13 protein-coding genes are annotated in these 16,830 nt (G+C 63.5%); 5 read left to right on the forward strand and 8 right to left on the reverse strand.

Annotated elements, in window-relative coordinates; genetic code table 11:
* Nucleotides 1-10 precede the first annotated feature (10 nt).
* From hflD to CCD76_RS10965, 4 genes are all read right to left on the reverse strand, one after another.
* Entirely contained in the window at nt 11-655 is a 645-nt protein-coding gene (hflD, locus tag CCD76_RS10950; RefSeq protein WP_087719558.1) for a high frequency lysogenization protein HflD, read from the reverse strand.
* The gene (mnmA, locus tag CCD76_RS10955; protein WP_087719559.1) at nt 652-1,893 is read right to left on the reverse strand and encodes a tRNA 2-thiouridine(34) synthase MnmA; all 1,242 of its coding nucleotides are present in this window, start codon (nt 1,891-1,893) and stop codon (nt 652-654) included. The genes hflD and mnmA overlap by 4 nt, the downstream gene beginning before the upstream one ends.
* Nucleotides 1,894-2,078: 185 nt before the next feature.
* Entirely contained in the window at nt 2,079-2,528 is a 450-nt protein-coding gene (locus CCD76_RS10960) for an NUDIX domain-containing protein (protein WP_071233190.1), read from the reverse strand.
* A gap of 144 nt (nt 2,529-2,672) precedes the next feature.
* Nucleotides 2,673-3,278, reverse strand: a complete 606-nt coding sequence (locus tag CCD76_RS10965) for a pseudouridine synthase (RefSeq protein WP_087719560.1) — start codon at nt 3,276-3,278, stop codon at nt 2,673-2,675.
* Between the two features lie 289 nt (nt 3,279-3,567).
* Between CCD76_RS10965 and clpS the strand changes: the two genes are divergently transcribed.
* Nucleotides 3,568-3,903, forward strand: coding sequence for an ATP-dependent Clp protease adapter ClpS (gene clpS, locus CCD76_RS10970; RefSeq protein WP_179208902.1), 336 nt, complete (start codon nt 3,568-3,570; stop codon nt 3,901-3,903).
* Between the two features lie 112 nt (nt 3,904-4,015).
* The gene (gene clpA, locus CCD76_RS10975) at nt 4,016-6,280 is read left to right on the forward strand and encodes an ATP-dependent Clp protease ATP-binding subunit ClpA (protein WP_087719561.1); all 2,265 of its coding nucleotides are present in this window, start codon (nt 4,016-4,018) and stop codon (nt 6,278-6,280) included.
* A gap of 182 nt (nt 6,281-6,462) precedes the next feature.
* Here the strand turns inward: clpA and infA are convergent, their stop codons facing one another.
* From infA to aat, 3 genes are all read right to left on the reverse strand, one after another.
* On the reverse strand, nt 6,463-6,681 hold the full coding sequence (gene infA / locus CCD76_RS10980; protein ID WP_013332816.1) for a translation initiation factor IF-1: 219 nt from the start codon (nt 6,679-6,681) through the stop codon (nt 6,463-6,465).
* A 280-nt stretch (nt 6,682-6,961) separates the two neighbouring features.
* On the reverse strand, nt 6,962-7,720 hold the full coding sequence (locus CCD76_RS10985; protein ID WP_087719562.1) for an arginyltransferase: 759 nt from the start codon (nt 7,718-7,720) through the stop codon (nt 6,962-6,964).
* A complete protein-coding gene (gene aat, locus CCD76_RS10990) occupies nt 7,717-8,409 on the reverse strand; it encodes a leucyl/phenylalanyl-tRNA--protein transferase (RefSeq protein ID WP_087719563.1) in 693 nt (230 codons plus the stop codon). Before aat ends, CCD76_RS10985 begins: the two co-directional genes overlap by 4 nt.
* 145 nt (nt 8,410-8,554) lie before the next feature.
* Here aat and CCD76_RS10995 point away from each other — a divergent pair, with 145 nt between their 5' ends.
* From CCD76_RS10995 to lolA, 3 genes are all read left to right on the forward strand, one after another.
* Nucleotides 8,555-10,588, forward strand: coding sequence for a methyl-accepting chemotaxis protein (locus tag CCD76_RS10995; RefSeq protein WP_087719564.1), 2,034 nt, complete (start codon nt 8,555-8,557; stop codon nt 10,586-10,588).
* Between the two features lie 291 nt (nt 10,589-10,879).
* On the forward strand, nt 10,880-14,521 hold the full coding sequence (locus CCD76_RS11000) for a DNA translocase FtsK (RefSeq protein ID WP_087719590.1): 3,642 nt from the start codon (nt 10,880-10,882) through the stop codon (nt 14,519-14,521).
* Between the two features lie 155 nt (nt 14,522-14,676).
* Nucleotides 14,677-15,333, forward strand: coding sequence for an outer membrane lipoprotein chaperone LolA (lolA, locus tag CCD76_RS11005; RefSeq protein ID WP_087719565.1), 657 nt, complete (start codon nt 14,677-14,679; stop codon nt 15,331-15,333).
* A 94-nt stretch (nt 15,334-15,427) separates the two neighbouring features.
* On the opposite strand, the gene CCD76_RS11010 is transcribed toward lolA, so the two are convergent.
* A complete protein-coding gene (locus CCD76_RS11010; RefSeq protein WP_087719566.1) occupies nt 15,428-16,780 on the reverse strand; it encodes a replication-associated recombination protein A in 1,353 nt (450 codons plus the stop codon).
* Nucleotides 16,781-16,830 lie beyond the last annotated feature (50 nt).

The following is a 16,830-nucleotide window of genomic DNA, read 5'->3' on the forward strand; positions in this document are numbered from 1 at the left end:
GGGCTCGACATCAGGGGGCGTCGAGCTCGCGCAGCGTGCGCCTGATGGCGCCGCGCTGGAAGATCAGACGCCAGCGGCGGCCGCCCTGCTGATGCCATAGCAGGGCGAAGCGCACGCCGGCGAGAAGGGCGGTGCGGATACGTTCCGGCATCATTCGGCTCTGCAGCAGGCTGGGCTCGCCCTGCACCACGATCCGGTAGCGAAAGGTGGAAAGCGTCTCCTGATACAGCTCGCCGAGACTGGCGATGACGTTCTCGTGCGTCTCGCCGAAATGTTCCGCCTGGCCCTGGATGCGGACGAGACGCTGGCCGAGGGTGCTCATCATGGCATCGTCCTTGCGCAGCCGTTGCATCAGCAACACCATCGAGAAGCCGTAGCGCATCACCGCCGGCTGGGCATGCTGGCGGGACATCACCGCGAGCAGGGTATCGATGCCCAGGCGCAGGTTGTTGTGATGGCCGCCGTAGATCGATTCGAAACTCGGCGGGTTGGTATCCAGCGTCGCGCGGAGCAGCGTGTTCCAGGCGCGTTCGTCGCACTGGCCGGTACGGGCGAGCTGATCGACCACGGAAGCCGCCTGAAAGACACCGGCCAGGGCCAGCGCCTGCCGGCCATTGCTGTCGAGCGGTGCCGATTGAATGGGCGTTGGATTCATGCCGAACGCTGGCTCCCCGTCGTTGCGGTAAGGTGGGTGTCGGGCCGCGCTGCGCCGGTCAATTCGGCGACGGCCGCCGTATCGGCGGTCTCGGTGGCGCGGATGACAGCGCCACCGAGACACACGTCGCCATCGTAGAGCACCAGCGATTGGCCGGGCGTGACCGCCCGCTGAGGCTCATCGAAGCGAACCTCGATCTCGCCATCGGCCAGCAGTGTCACCTCGCAGGCGACGTCCTGCTGGCGATAGCGGGTCTTTGCACTGAGACGCGACTTCGCCGGCGGTTCGCCCGCCACCCAGGCTGCCGGCTCGCAGTACACGACATCGCTGTAAAGCAGCGGATGTTCGCCCTGGACGACGATCAGGACGTTGCGCTCGAGATCCTTGGCGGCGACGAACCACGGTTCTTCACTGTGATCCTTGAGACCGCCGATACCCAGGCCGCGTCGCTGCCCCAGGGTGTAGTACATCAGCCCCATGTGCTCGCCGACCAGATCGCCTTCCGGCGTCTCGATGAGGCCGGGCTGGGCGGGCAGGTACTGCTTGAGGAAGTCGCTGAAGCGGCGTTCACCGATGAAGCAGATGCCGGTGGAATCCTTCTTGCGCGCCGTGGCCAGGCCGTGACGTTCGGCCAGCGCCCTGACCTCGGGCTTTTCCAGTTCGCCTACGGGGAACAGCGTGCGTGCGATGGCATCGCCGGGAACGGCATGCAGGAAATAGCTCTGGTCCTTGTTGCCATCGAGACCCTTGAGCAGTTGCGCCCGGCCGTCGGCATCGTCGGCACCTCGGCGAACGTAGTGGCCGGTGGCGATCAGATCCGCGCCGAGCATCTCGGCGTAGTCGAGGAAGACCTTGAACTTGATCTCTCGGTTGCAAAGGATGTCCGGATTCGGCGTGCGGCCTGCCTGATACTCCGCCAGGAAGTGTTCGAAGACGTTGTCCCAGTACTCGGCGGCGAAATTGGCCGTGTGCAGCTTGATGCCGAGCGTATCGCTGACCGCCTGGGCATCGGCCAGATCCGCCATCGCCGTGCAGTACTCGGTGCCATCGTCCTCGTCCCAGTTCTTCATGAACAGGCCCTCGACGCGATAGCCCTGCTGGATCAACAGCAGTGCGGTCACGGAGGAATCGACGCCCCCCGACATGCCGACAATGACCTTCTTGGCCTTCTCGCGGGACGGCAAGGCGCCTGCGTTGGGTGAGCGCACGCTATCGCTGGGCAAGCTGTCAGTGGTCATGGCGATTCCCGAGGACAGGTGAGGGCGGGCGATGACATCGGATTCGTCGACGGCTGGGCGCGACGACGAAACGGGCGCCGCCCTGAATAAATGACCCGGGATTATAGCCGAAAGCGGGGCTGGGCATCGAGCCCGACGGGATTCCCCGTCAGGCGAGCTGCCGTCACCCGAACACGAGGCCGGTCTCAGCGCTCGCGAATGAGATCGAGCGGGTAGCGGCGGCCGTCACGCGCGTCGCGCAGACGCTGCATTACCACCGGGCTGCGCAGACGGCGGCTGCGATCAAGATCGTCGATTTCGTCGTAGGTCAGCCAGTGGGCGCCGATGATCCCCTTGTCGAGCGGATTGCCCAGGTGCGCCAGCGGCAGGCTGATGAAGGCGTGACTATGGAAAGTGAGGCCATCCGAGGTCTGGTGGACATAGAGTCCCAGATAGTCGGTGATGGCGATCTGCCAGGCGGACTCTTCACGAACTTCGCGTTCGGCCGCGGCGATCAGGCGTTCGCCGCGCTCCAGATGGCCGGCAGGCTGGTTGAACAGACTGAACGGCCCGCCGCGATCCTCTTCCACCATCAGGTACCGACCGGCCCGTTCCACGATCACGGCAACGGTCACGCGGGGTGTCCAGCGATTCATCTTTTCATTCTCCCAACTCGGTACGCGGCCCTCGACAACGAGCCACGGGACTCAGCCGATCATACCCGGTCTGGGGCAATTCGAAAGCCCGCGGTCGGAAGAAGGCCTCGCCGCAACGGGCCAAGTCCAGGATGGGGAAGGCGATCATCGAGTGCGACGCGGTTTCGAACGCGGGTTGCGGCCGTGTTGCGGTGGGCGCTTGCGGGGAGCGTTCACGGTCTCGCTGCGCCAGTCTCCGGGCTGCAGCTCGCCCAGTTGCCATGGACCGATGGCGGCGCGAATCAGGCGCAGCGTGGGGTGGCCCACATGCGCCGTCATGCGCCGTACCTGTCGATTGCGTCCTTCGCGAAGTTCGATTTCCAGCCAGGTCGTGGGGATGGATTCCCGATAGCGAACCGGCGGGACCCGTGGAGCAGGCTCCGGCCGGGTCAGCCGTCGAACCCTGGCTGGCCGGGTCGGGCCGTCTTTCAGCGTGATGCCATGGCGTAATGCCTTGAGCGCATCGTCGTCCGGCGTTCCCTCGACCTGCACCCAGTACTGCTTCGACAATTTGTGACGCGGGTCGCTGATATGGTGAATCAGGGCACCGTCGTCGGTCAGCAGCAGCAGGCCTTCGGAGTCGTAATCGAGGCGTCCGGCTGGATAGATGTCGGGAACCTGAAGATAGTCGGCCAGGGTGGGCCGCCCCTGGTCATCGGTGAACTGACAGAGCACCTGGTAGGGCTTGTGCAATAGATAGATTCGACTCATGCCGGGTCGCCAACGCTCCTCTCGAATAGCCGCGATGGTAATATCGGGGCCACGATGCCATGGCGTTGACAGCCTGTCGCGACTATTTTCAGTGAAGGCTTGCATACGGGCCCTATCGGCCGCATCTTCAGGGAACCTCGGGCCTTCGATGGTATCCAATACCTGACCCAGTCCCAATTTGATGCACCCGAGCCGATGCATTCAGGGATTCATCCAGATTTGTGCCAACAACCGTATGTCAGAGAACCTAGATAGAGTGTCGTTGTACCTTTCCAGGGAGCCGGCGCGCATGGGTATGACGCGCCCGCCCGACCCTGGTCATGAAGAGCAGGGCGATGTCGCCGAGCAGGTGTCCGAACCGCAACTGGCGCCGCCGCCCATGTACAAGGTCGTGCTGTACAACGATGACTACACGCCGATGGAGTTCGTCGTCGAGGTGCTGCAGCGGTTCTTCGCCATGGACAGCGAGAAGGCGGTTCAGATCATGCTGGCCGTCCATACCCAGGGAAAAGCGACCTGCGGCATTTTTACCCGCGATATCGCGGAGACCAAGTGCCATCAGGTCAATGAATATGCCAGAGAGTGCGAGCATCCTCTCATGTGTGACGTGGATGCCGCAGAGTAGGAAGCGGACACACATCGTCGACGCTTTTGTCTTCGAAGACTTGCGAAACCGCTGTTTGTGCCCGATTGTGAAAGTGCCGACCGACGCCCTCAGTGGCTAAAAGGGGACTGCCATGTTGAGTAAAGAACTTGAACTCACCCTGAACACGGCCTTCACCGTGGCGCGATCCAAGCGACACGAGTTTATGACCGTGGAGCACTTGCTGCTGGCGCTTCTCGATAATGCCTCGGCAGCCGATGTGCTGAATGCCTGTGGGGCGAATCTGGAAAAGCTTCGTGCCGATCTGCAGGATTTCATCAATTCCACGACGCCGCTGATTCCCGAAGAGCAGGAAGATCGGGAAACGCAGCCGACGCTGGGCTTCCAGCGCGTGCTTCAGCGTGCCGTTTTTCACGTCCAGTCTTCCGGCAAGAGCGAGGTGACCGGCGCCAACGTGCTGGTGGCGATCTTCTCCGAGCAGGAGAGTCAGGCCGTCTATTTCCTCAAGCAGCAGAGCGTGGCCCGGGTCGATGCGGTGAACTACATCGCCCACGGCATTTCCAAGGTGGCCGGTCACAGCCAGCCCCAGCAGCCTTCCCAGGAGTCCGAGGAGGGCGAAGAGGCAGCCACCGAAAATGGCCAGAGCCCGCTGAGCAGCTACGCCACCAACCTCAACGATCAGGCCCGTCTGGGCAAGATCGATCCGCTGATCGGGCGGGACCACGAGCTCGAGCGCGTGGTGCAGATCCTGGCGCGCCGGCGCAAGAACAACCCGCTGCTGGTAGGTGAAGCGGGCGTCGGCAAGACCGCCATCGCCGAGGGGCTGGCCAAGCGTATCGTCGAGGAGGACGTGCCGGACGTCATCGCGGATGCGGTGGTCTATTCGCTCGACATGGGCGCCTTGCTGGCTGGCACCAAGTACCGTGGCGACTTCGAGAAGCGCCTGAAAGGGCTGCTGGCCGAGCTGCGCAAGCAGGACAACTCGATCCTGTTCATCGACGAGATCCATACGGTGATCGGTGCTGGCGCCGCTTCCGGCGGTGTCATGGACGCGTCCAACCTGCTCAAGCCGCTGCTCTCTTCCGGTGAGCTGCGTTGCATCGGTTCGACCACGTTCCAGGAGTTCCGCGGTATCTTCGAGAAGGATCGGGCACTGGCACGTCGTTTCCAGAAGGTGGACGTGCCGGAACCGACCGTCGAGGACACCATCCGCATCCTCAAGGGGCTGCGTGGCCGCTTCGAAGAGCATCACCAGTTGAAGTACACCGACGGCGCGTTGGAAAGTGCCGCCCGGCTGGCGGATCGGTATATCAACGACCGTCATCTCCCCGACAAGGCGATCGATGTCATCGACGAAGCCGGCGCGCACCAGCGTCTGCTGCCGCCGGAGGCGCGAATTGCCACGATCGATGTCGATCAGGTCGAGGTCGTGGTGGCTTCCATCGCGCGGATTCCGCCGAAGAGCGTGTCCAGCTCGGATCGCAAGCTGCTCTCCAATCTGGAGCGCGACCTGAAGATGCTGGTATTCGGTCAGGATGAGGCGATCACCAGCCTGTCCGCCGCGATCAAGCTGTCTCGTGCCGGACTCAAGTCACCGGACAAGCCGGTGGGCAGCTTCCTGTTCGCTGGTCCGACGGGTGTCGGCAAGACCGAAGTGGCGCGGCAACTGTCTCACCTGATGGGCATCGAGTTGGTTCGCTTCGACATGTCGGAATATATGGAGCGTCACACGGTATCGCGCCTGATCGGCGCGCCGCCGGGATACGTGGGCTACGATCAGGGCGGCCTGTTGACCGAGGCGATCACCAAGCAGCCGCACTGCGTGCTGTTGCTCGACGAGATCGAGAAGGCGCACCCCGAGGTCTTCAATCTGCTGCTGCAGGTCATGGACCACGGTCGCCTGACCGACAACAATGGCCGCGAGGCGGACTTCCGCCACGTGATCATCATCATGACGTCCAACGCCGGTGCCGAGCAGATCTCGCGTCGTTCGATCGGGTTCCAGACGCAGGACCATTCCACCGATGGCATGGAAGTGATTCGCCGGACGTTCACGCCGGAGTTCCGTAACCGTCTCGACGGGATCATCCAGTTCCATGGCCTCGAGCCTTCCATCGTCCGCAACGTGGTCGACAAGTTCCTGGTCGAACTGCAGGCACAGCTGGACGAGAAGCGCGTGCAGCTCGATGTCGACGAAGACGCCCGCGTCTGGCTTGCCCAGAAGGGTTACGATCCGGAGATGGGGGCACGACCGATGGCCCGCGTCATTCAGGAAAAGCTCAAGAAACCATTGGCAGAGATGATCCTGTTCGGCGACCTGGCGGACAACGGCGGTATCGTGCACGTTCGGGTCGAAAACGACGAGCTGCAGCTGGAGACCGAGGCCGAGGTCGCCTGACGGCGCAACGTCTCGGTCCTGCGGAAACGATAACGCCTCGCCATGGCAACATGGCGAGGCGTTTTTCGATTCGTGTCATCTCATCTCACCCGTCTGACGCAAGACTACGATGTCAGATGTTTTTTCAGGATGACGGGCAAGGCCGCCAAAGCAGGGCGGGAAGCGCGAGATGGGCTCGCGAATTAGCGAGAACGGTAGACGATGCGGCCTTTGGAGAGATCGTAGGGAGTCAGCTCTACCTTGACCTTGTCACCGGTCAGAATGCGGATGTAGTTCTTGCGCATCTTGCCGGAAATGTGTGCGGTCACGACGTGGCCGTTTTCCAGTTCAACGCGGAACATGGTGTTGGGAAGGGTGTCGACGACCACGCCTTCCATTTCGATATGATCTTCTCGTGCCATATAGGCGATCCCTCTTGAACGTTTTGAGCATGGGGCTTGGTGTGAGAGCCTGGCATGGCGCCGCGCGGTCGGCAATCGACGTGATATACCGCAAATAGCAGTGTCGCCATCCACGTCGTCATCGAGTCAGCCACGCTTGGGCCTCTGAAGTGCGCGATATTATGGGCTATCTCGCCAGGGAAGGCAAAAATACCGCTTGAAATCGGGCTAAAAGCCATCCGGGAGCGGAGCTGTCGTTGCGTCGCCATGCATGGTCGCCCGCGCCAAGTTCCCAGCGCCTCTAGGAAAACGCCGTTGCCGGGATCATGCGTTGCCAGCGTCCGCCACTGAGATACTCGAGCGGCTGGTAATCCTGCTTGTAACGCATTTTCTGACAGGCCCGGATCCAGTAACCCAGGTAGACATGAGGGAGGCGGCGTTTACGTGCCAGCTCGATCTGGCTGAGGACGGCAAAGCTGCCCAGCGAGCGCCGCTCGAAGAGCGGGTCGGGATCGAAGAAGGTGTAGATCGCCGACAGGCCATGGCTGAGCAGATCCGTGGCAGCGACTGCCATCAGATGATCGCCCAGTCGAAATTCCAGTAGCTTGGCGAACGGATGGGTCTGGGCCAGAAACATCCGGTACTGTTCCCGGCTCGGCGGGAACATGTCGCCATCCGCATGCCGGGCGCGAATGTAGCGGGCGTAGAGGGCATAGTGCTGCTCATCGAACTCGGCTGGCCGTAACCTGAATGTCAGATCCTGGTTGCGATTGATCAGCTTGCGCTGCGTACGCGACGGCGCGAAGTCGTCGACCGGGATCCTGACCGAAGTGCACGCGCTGCAGCTCTCGCAGTGGGGGCGGTAGAGATTGCTGCCGCTGCGCCGAAAGCCCAGTAGCGTGAGCGCATCGTAAACCTCCGGAACGACGGTCTCCTGAGGGTCGAGAAATAGTGTCGTTGCCTCCCGGCCCTCCAGGTAGCTGCAGGGGTGGGGCACCGTCAGGAAGAAACGAAGATCGCGTGCCTGACGCTGCGGGCTGTTCGCATTGTCGCTGCTCACGTTGGCTCCGTCGGCCAGAGGCTGGCCGGGTTGGGTGCGTTGACGTTCTTCTCAAGGTAGTCGAGGAATGTCTCGCGAGCGATGTCTCTGGCACCCATGCTGGCCAGATGGGGCGTATGCATCTGGCAGTCGATCAACGCGAAATCGTGGCGCTGAAGGTGCCGCGCCAAATGTACCAACGCTATCTTCGAAGCATCGGCAACGTGGCTGAACATCGATTCGCCGAAAAAGACGCGCCCGATCGACAGCCCGTACAACCCACCGACCAGCGTCTGCGACTGCCAAACCTCGACGCTATGCGCATGCCCCAGGCGGTGAAGGTCCACGTAGGCCTTTCGCATGGCGTCGTCGATCCAGGTGCCTTCGGCATCGGCGCGGGTTTCGGCGCAAGCGGCAATGACACGCGGGAACGCCCGGTCGAAGCTCACTTCGAAGCCACCGTTGCGCAGGCGCTTGTCCAGACTTCGGCGGACGCGTATCTCCTCCGGGAACAGCACCATGCGGGGGTTTGGCGACCACCACAGGATGGGCTGGCCCTCGGCATACCACGGAAAGATGCCCTGTCGATAGGCACTCAGCAGCCAGTCGGGGCTTAGCGCACCCCCCGCGGCTAGCAGACCGTCGGGTTCATCGAGCGCCTGAGAGGCTGGCGGAAAAGCGACGATATGTGGCGGTAACCAGGGCAGCATGCGTTCGGCCGGACAAGAGAGCGGCCATCAGCATAGCAAAAGTTGAATGGCGTGATGCCTATTGCATCTTTCGTCGCGAGTGTCATCAAGATTGCCTTCGCCGCCGCCGATAAAAGCCCTGATCCCTTCAATCTCGGAAACCATCATGGCTGCATTTCGACAGCGACTTCGCCGTGCCGGCATCGGTACCAAGCTGGCCCTTATCGTTGCCTTTCTTCAAGCCGCCGTGCTCCTGGGGCTGGCCTTCGCGATGGCCCAGGCGAGCACGACGCAACTGCGTGAAGCCACGACGCATGAGCTGAAAACCCAGCAGGATTCCATCGGTGACATGCTGTCGTTGTTCGATTATAGCCTGCAGCAACAGGCGGACCGGTTCCTGAGTATTTTTTCGGAGCAGTATTCGGGGCGTTTCGTATTGAGCCCAGACCAGCTCGTCGAAGTCTCGGGGCGCCAGACACCGGCGCTCAAGGATGGGCTTGAAGTGCTCAACGACAATACCTGGAAGCTCGATCGGTTCACCAAGCAGACGGGTACGCCAGCAACGATCTTTGCGCGCGACGGGGATGACTTCGTGCGCATTTCCACGTCCCTCAAGAACGAGAATGGCGAAAGGGCGATGGGAACATTGCTCAGTCGGGACTCGAAGAGCTATGCCAGGCTGATGGCGAATCAGCCGTATATTGGTCTCGCCAGGCTTTTTGGCACCGACTACATCACCAAGTATCAGCCCATCCAGGACGGCGATGGCAAGGTCGTCGGTGCGCTGTTCGTGGGTGTCGATGTCAGTGCCGAGATGGCTCAGGTTCAGGATCGTATTCGTGAAATGGGCATCGGTGATGCCGGCTACACCATGCTGGCCTCGGCAGCCGGTGATCAGAAGGGGGAGGTCATTGCCGGCGGGCCCTACGAGGGGCGGAACTTGTTGGACGGCGAAATGGGGGAGCTCTTCGCACCGCTGTTCGAGGCGTCATTCGGCGACATCGAATATACCGCCAGCAGTGGCGAAGGGCGGCTGGTGCGCTACTCGCGCTATCCCGAGTGGCAATGGGTCGTGGCCGGTTCGGTCTCGGTCGATGAAATGCAGGCGGGGGTGATCGCGGCGCGGGATCGCTTCCTGCTGATTGCACTTGTGCTGGCCGCGGCGCTGAGTGTGACGCTCTACTGGATCGTCAAGCGGCTGGTGACGCAGCCCATGAGCCGCGTTGTCAACCTGGCTCAAGCCTTGGCGGAGGGAGACCTGTCGCAGCGCATCGACACGAGCCGGCGTGATGAAATCGGCCAACTGGTTGCCGCCATGAACGGTATCGGCAACGGGCTCGAGCGTATCGTGGCGCAAGTGCGTACGGCAGTTGCGCAGACCGAAAGCCATACCCGGGAGCTGGCGTCCGGCAACGCTGAACTGGCGTCGCGCACCGAATCCCAGGCGGCGAGCCTTGAGCAGACCGCTGCCAGCACCGAAGAGATCAACGCGACGGTTCGTCAGAATGCGCAGCGGGCGCAGGAAGGCGATGAGCAGGCGCAGCGAACCGTGGCGGCAGCGGGTGAAGCGCAGAGCACCGTCGAGGCAACGTCGGAGGCGATGCAGCGTATCGTCGGCATGGCGACGCAGATCTCCGAGGTGGTGGGCGTGATCGATGGCATCGCCTTTCAGACCAACCTGCTGGCGTTGAACGCCTCCGTCGAAGCCGCTCGGGCCGGCGAGCACGGTCGCGGTTTCGCCGTGGTGGCTCAGGAAGTCCGGAACCTGGCGGAGCGCTGCACGACGTCGGCGCAGCAGATCAAGGCGTTGATCGGCAAGACCGTCGACGAAGTCGACAGCGGCAACCTGCGCGCGGCCGAGGCGGGGCAGCGGGTCACCGAGATCGTCTCCCAGGTCGAACGCATCAGCACGCTGATCTCGGAGATCCGGCTGGCATCCGAAGAGCAGTCTCGCGGTATCGAGCAGATCAACGTGGCGATATCGCAGATCGACGAGACCACCCAGAGCAACGCCGCGCTGGTGCGTCAGTCCAGCGTGTCGACCCGGCAGTTGAACGAGCAGAGTCGCCGGCTGGCGGAAACCGTCTCGCTGTTCCGGTTGCGTAACGCGCCGCCGGCTGAGACAGGAGTGCCCGAGGCTGCCTCGCGCCTGGACGAGACAGGGCGACGAACGCCAGCCGGCGAGCCTCTTCCAGCTTGATCTGGCGCCTCGCGGATCATGGATTTCATGACCTGCCGGCGCCCCCTGTGATGTCGACGCGGCCCCCGGTATGATGGCGGGTTGAAGAGGTCGAGCCCATCAGCGGCTCGGCCGTGATCGTCAATGCCGCGAGCGGAATGGAATGCCGCCAGCGGCGTGGCAGTTGATCGTGTTACGCCACGCCAGATCGGGCGCGAGGGGGTTGATCATTTGAGTGCCAAGAGTTCGGCCAAAAAGAGCCGTCGTCCATCAACGCAAGCGCAAGCCAAGGAGCAGGCCCGCCACGTGATCATGCGCCTACAGGGCGTGACTCGCGAAGGTGCCGTGATTCTGTTGCTCGCCATCTGCGTTTTTCTGCTGTTGGCCCTGTTCAGCTACACGCCGACGGACCCCGGCTGGTCCCATAGCGGGCCGGATCAATCGGTTTCCAACTGGATGGGCAGGATCGGTGCCTGGCTATCCGATGTGCTCTATTCGCTGTTCGGCGCCAGTGCGCTGTGGTGGCCAGGCATGTTCGGTCTGGGCGCCTGGCGACTGATGCGCCAGACCCAGGTGCAGATCGCCTGGGACCCCATGGCGCTCGCCGTTCACACCGGCGGGCTGGTGCTGCTGTTGATGAGCACGACCACGCTGGGCGACCTGCATTTCTACAACGCTGCCAGCGATCTTCCTAACCAGGCGGGCGGCATTCTCGGCCGTGGCATCGCCGGTTCTCTCGGCTCGCTGGTCGGTGTGCGAGGCACCACGCTGATCGCCATCGCGGCATTCATGTGCGGCTTCACGCTGTTCTCCGGCATGTCCTGGTTGACGGTGATGGATGAGCTCGGTAGCTCGCTCAATCGGCTGTTCCATTGGACGAAAGCTCGCGCTGGCGAGCGTCGTGAGGCGCGGGAAACTCGTCGTCTCGACAAGGCCGAGGCACGCAGCATGGCCGCCGATGACGCGGCAGCGGCGGACGATGCCGGTGCGATGGATGAGGAAGACGCGCCGCGCCGGAGCGCGTGGTGGGCCAGGTTGCTGCCGTGGAACCGGCTGCCCTGGAACAGGGCGCCGGATCTGGAGCAGTGGGAAGACGACGACATGGCCGCCGAACGGCCAGTCCGGCGGGAACCTGCTTGGGAAAGCGCCGTTGGTGCGGCTACCGACAGGGTCGAGCCTCGTGACACCTCGATGTGGCGTCATGACGGTCGTACGGACATTCCGTGGGATGTCCCGGCGCGAACACCGTCTGCCAAACGGCCTGAAGCTTCCTACACCGCTCGCCAGCAGCGTGACGAAGCCCGCGAGCCCACGCTGGGTCGGCTACCGGGCGAGGAGCCCGAAGTACCGCAGCGAACGGCGCCGGCGACCCGCTTTGGAGGCGAGGCCTCGGCCCGGCAGCCATCTTCCACCGAGTCAGGGCCGAGCAGGATATCGGCAACCGACGACTCGACGAATGCCGTCGCTGCCTCGTCGGCGATCTCGGCCGCCGAGGCTCAGGGCAGGCCGGATGCCGGGGAGGAATCCGGGCCGGAAAGTACGCCGTTCCGCGCCGATGTCACCCGGCGACGCATACCCGATGCCTTTCAAGCGCCAGCAGGCGAGTCCTCGTCCGTGCCTCCGGCTCCCCGGGGCGACATCGACGAGCGCCAGCACGGTGAGGCGTTCCGGCACGGCGAAGAGTTCCGGTACGGTGAAGCGTTCCGGCACGATGAGGAGCCCCGGATTGACGACGAGAGCCGTCAGCCGCGGGAACCTGCGCCGGAGCTCGCTGCAGACGAGCAGCGTGCCGTCACGAACGCGCGGGAATCCGCGCAGAGCGAGCCGGGGCTCTCCGCGAACGACGAGGACGCGCCGACCCAGCAGTGGGGGATTCGCGCGGAACGCGAGGAGCCGATGGCGGATTGGCGTCCAGTAGCGGCCTCCCAGGCCGACGAGCCGGCAGCCGACACCGAAGAGCCGGTGATCGATATCGAAGGATCGGCGAGGGCGCCGGAAGAGGCGTTTTCGACCGAGCCGACAGACGATCAGCCTCGCCATTCGGGCATCAACTGGCGGGAAGCCGAAGCGGACGGCGGCGAGATACCCTCGGAGCCAATCATCTCTTCATCGCCATCGCCATCGCCATCGTCGGCGCATGAGCCGAGCCGCTCAGTTACCGAGCGAACGCCGCAGCGTCAGGAACCGTGCTTCGATATCGCCGACGATGATCGGACATCCGTGAGCGGCGGCGACAGGAGCGGGAACAGAGGCGAGAGAGGCGAAAGCGTGGCTGCCGGCCTTTCGACGGCGCCGCAGCCTTCGCCGACGCCGGCATCGGCACCCCCCAGCGAGGGGCGGCTGGCGACGGCAGCTCAAGCCAGGGCCGCCGCCGATGACCAGCCGACATTGTGGACCGTCGAGCATCTGCAGAGCCAGCGCCCGGTCATGGATGATATGCCGGAGCCGAGCGGCGATCTGCCGTCGATTCGCCTGACCACGCCCGCCGATCCGGAGCAGCCAAACTATACGCCGGAACAGCTGGCCGACATGGCCGACCTGCTCGAAATGCGGCTGCGCGAATACGGGGTCAAGGCGGAAGTCGTCGAGACCTGGCCGGGGCCGGTCATCACCCGCTTCGAGATCCGCCCGGCGGCCGGCGTGAAGGTTTCCAAGATCAGTAACCTGGCGAAGGATCTGGCACGCTCGCTGATGGTGAAGAGCGTGCGCGTAGTCGAGATCATTCCCGGCAAGCCGACGGTGGGGATCGAGATTCCCAACCCCAACCGGGCCATGATTCGCATTCGCCAGGTGCTGGATTCCGACGTCTACCAGAATGCCGAGTCGCCGGTCACGCTGGCGCTGGGCCAAGACATCGGCGGCAAGCCGGTGGTCGCCAACCTCAACAAGATGCCTCACCTGCTGGTCGCCGGCACCACCGGCTCCGGTAAATCGGTGGGGATCAACACCATGCTCGTGTCGATGTTGCTCAAGGCAACGCCGGACGAGGTGCGCATGATCATGGTCGATCCCAAGATGCTCGAGCTTTCCGTCTATGACGGTATTCCGCATCTCCTGGCGCCCGTCGTCACCGACATGAAGGAGGCAGCCAACGCCTTGCGCTGGTGCGTTGCCGAAATGGAGCGACGCTACAAGCTGATGGCGGCCATGGGCGTGCGCAACATCGCCGGCTTCAACGCCAAACTCGACGAAGCCGAAAGTCATGGCGCCCAGGTGCAGGATCCGTTATGGGAGCCGCAGCCCTGGGAAATGCACGAGCAGCCGCCGGTGCTCGACAAGCTGCCGTACATCGTGGTGGTGATCGACGAATTCGCCGACATGTTCATGATCGTCGGCAAGAAGGTCGAAGAGCTGATCGCGCGCCTGGCCCAGAAGGCGCGTGCGGCCGGTATCCACCTGATTCTGGCCACCCAGCGGCCCTCGGTCGACGTGGTAACGGGGCTGATCAAGGCCAATATCCCGACGCGCATGGCGTTCCAGGTATCGTCCAAGATCGACTCGCGCACCATCCTCGATCAGGGCGGGGCCGAGAACCTGCTAGGCCACGGTGACATGCTCTACCTGCCGGCCGGTGCTGGCATGCCGCAGCGTGTCCACGGCGCCTTCGTCGATGACGACGAGGTGCATCGCATCGTCGAGGACTGGAAGCGTCGCGGCGAGCCCGAGTACATCGAGGAGATCCTGTCCGGCGGGGTATCCGCCGACGCCCTGGCCGGGCTCGAAGCCGACGGCGGCGACGGCGACGACGCCGAGCAGGATGCGCTCTACGACGAAGCCGTGCAATTCGTCACCGAGACACGCCGCGCCTCCATTTCCGCCGTCCAGCGTCGCTTCAAGATCGGCTACAACCGCGCCGCCCGACTGGTGGAAGCGATGGAGCAGGCCGGTGTCGTCTCCTCGATGGGCACCAATGGTTCGCGGGAGGTTCTCGCACCACCACCGGTCGGCCATTGATCGAGAGCTGACGGCCATAGGGTGAGGTAAAACCCTATGGCCGTTTTGCTGTCTCAGCAATGACCACGATCATTTCACGTCATTACCACAATGATTCCACGCCATTGATCCAAGATCGTCGATGAAAGTCCGACGATTCACGATAAGGAATGCCCATGCGCAAGATGAAGAGGTTGGCTGTCGCCGGATCGCTGTTGCTGGCACCGGTGCTGATGACGCAGACCGCGCTGGCCGACCAGGCCTCTGCCGATCGCCTGACTCATCTGCTGGAGCCGCTGAAGACCTACTCTGCGGATTTCGAACAGCAGATCCTGGATGCCTCGGGTTCGAGCCTGCAGGACACCAGCGGGCACATGTGGTTGTCGCGTCCCGGACATTTCCGCTGGGAAGTGAACGAACCGTATCGCCAGCTGGTGGTCTCCGACGGCAACGAAGTCTCGCTCTACGACCCGGATCTCGAGCAGGTCACCATTCAGCCGCTGGATGATCGCGTTACGCATACGCCCGCGCTGCTGCTCTCCGGAAGCGCTTCGGAGCTCTCCGACAATTATGACGTGTCGCGTCAGCAACAGGGCGCCAGCGAGACCTTTACCCTGGTTCCTCAGGCCAACGATACCCTGTTCGAGCAGCTCAAGCTGACCTTCTACAGCGAGAAGCTCGATGCGTTGCAGATGACCGACAGCACCGGCCAGCGCACGGCCATCGACTTCGATAACGCGCAGATCAATATCGATATCGACCCCGGCCAGTTCCAGTTCCAGGCGCCCGAAGGTGCCGACGTGATCCGCGAGCAGGCCCCCGCGACGCCGTAACCCTCTCGCTTTTCGGTCGACTCGCCCCCGTCGTGTTCGTCACGGCGGGGGCGAATGCGTTTCAGGAAGCAGGCTGCCGGGGCGGGTTCGCCGGTCAGGACTCGTTGTCCGCCTCCCGATCCAGTTCGGCACGCCATGTCTGCATCTGCTGGAAGCGCTTTTCCTGACCGTAGTCGCTGGGGTCGTAGAAACGTGCGCGGGGCAGGTTCGGCGGCCAGCAGTCATGTTCGGTGCCGGCGGGGTAACCATTGGGTTCGTTGTGGGCATATCGATAGCCGTCGCCGTAGCCCAGTGACGACATCAATTTAGTGGGCGCGTTGCGCAGGTAGACCGGCACTTCCAGGTCGGGATGCGCGGCGACGAACGCCTTGGCCTGGCTCCAGGCCTGGTCGATCCGATTGCTCTTGGGGGCGATCGCCAGGTGGATCGCGGCATGGGCGATGGCGCGCTGCCCTTCGTAGTCGCCCAGGCGCAGATAGGCATCCCACGCCGCCATGACCAGCGGCAGCGCGCGCGGGTCGGCGTTGCCCACGTCTTCCGAAGCAATCGCGGCCAGGCGCCGGACGATGTCCAGCGGATCGCCGCCGCCACTGATGAACTGGGCGATATACAGCAGGGCCGAGTCGGGGCGTGAAGAGCGCACCGACTTGTGAACGGCCGAGAGCAGGTCGTAGTAGTGCTCCCCCTGCTTGTCGAAGGCGGCGCCCTGATGGCCGATCACTTCGATCACGGCATCCCGATCGAGATGTTCGCCATGCTCGTCGGTCTTGGCGAAATCGCAAGCGGTTTCCAGCAGGCCCAGGGCGCGGCGGGCATCTCCGGACGCTGCGCGGGCGAGAATCGACAGCGTCTCGTCGCTGGCGCGGATATTGCGCACCCCCAGCCCCAGCGGTTCGTTGCCGAGCGCGCGCTTGAGCACCGTGATCAGTTCGCTTTCGTCGAGTGTCTTCAATACGTAGACCCGGGCTCGCGACAGCAGCGCCGAATTGACCTCGAACGACGGATTCTCGGTAGTGGCGCCGATCAGCGTGAGCAGGCCGGATTCGACATGGGGCAGCAGGGCGTCCTGCTGGCTCTTGTTGAGACGGTGGATCTCGTCGAGAAAGAGCAGGGTCTGCCGCTCGCGCATCTGGCCGTCCCGAGCCCGCTCGACCGCCGCGCGGATGTCCTTGACGCCTGCCATGACGGCAGACAGCTGCTCCAGCCGGGCGCCGGAGGCTTCCGCCAGGATTTCGGCCAGCGTCGTCTTGCCGACACCCGGCGGCCCCCACAGGATCATCGAGCGCACACTGGCGGTTTCCGCCATGCGCCGCAGCGGCTTGCCGGGGCCGACCAGGGCCTGCTGCCCGATGTAGTCCTCCAGCCGGCGCGGCCGCATGCGGTAGGCGAGAGGGGCGTTGTCGGTGCGGGAGTCACCTCGAGAGGCGTCGTCGGCAAAAAGGTCCATGGCATCTTCCAGGCTGGCTGACGGCAGCGAAACGGTACATTTCGCTACAG

Origin of the sequence: Salinicola salarius, assembly GCF_002179555.1 — a bacterium.
GTDB classification, from domain to species: domain Bacteria; phylum Pseudomonadota; class Gammaproteobacteria; order Pseudomonadales; family Halomonadaceae; genus Salinicola; species Salinicola salarius_A.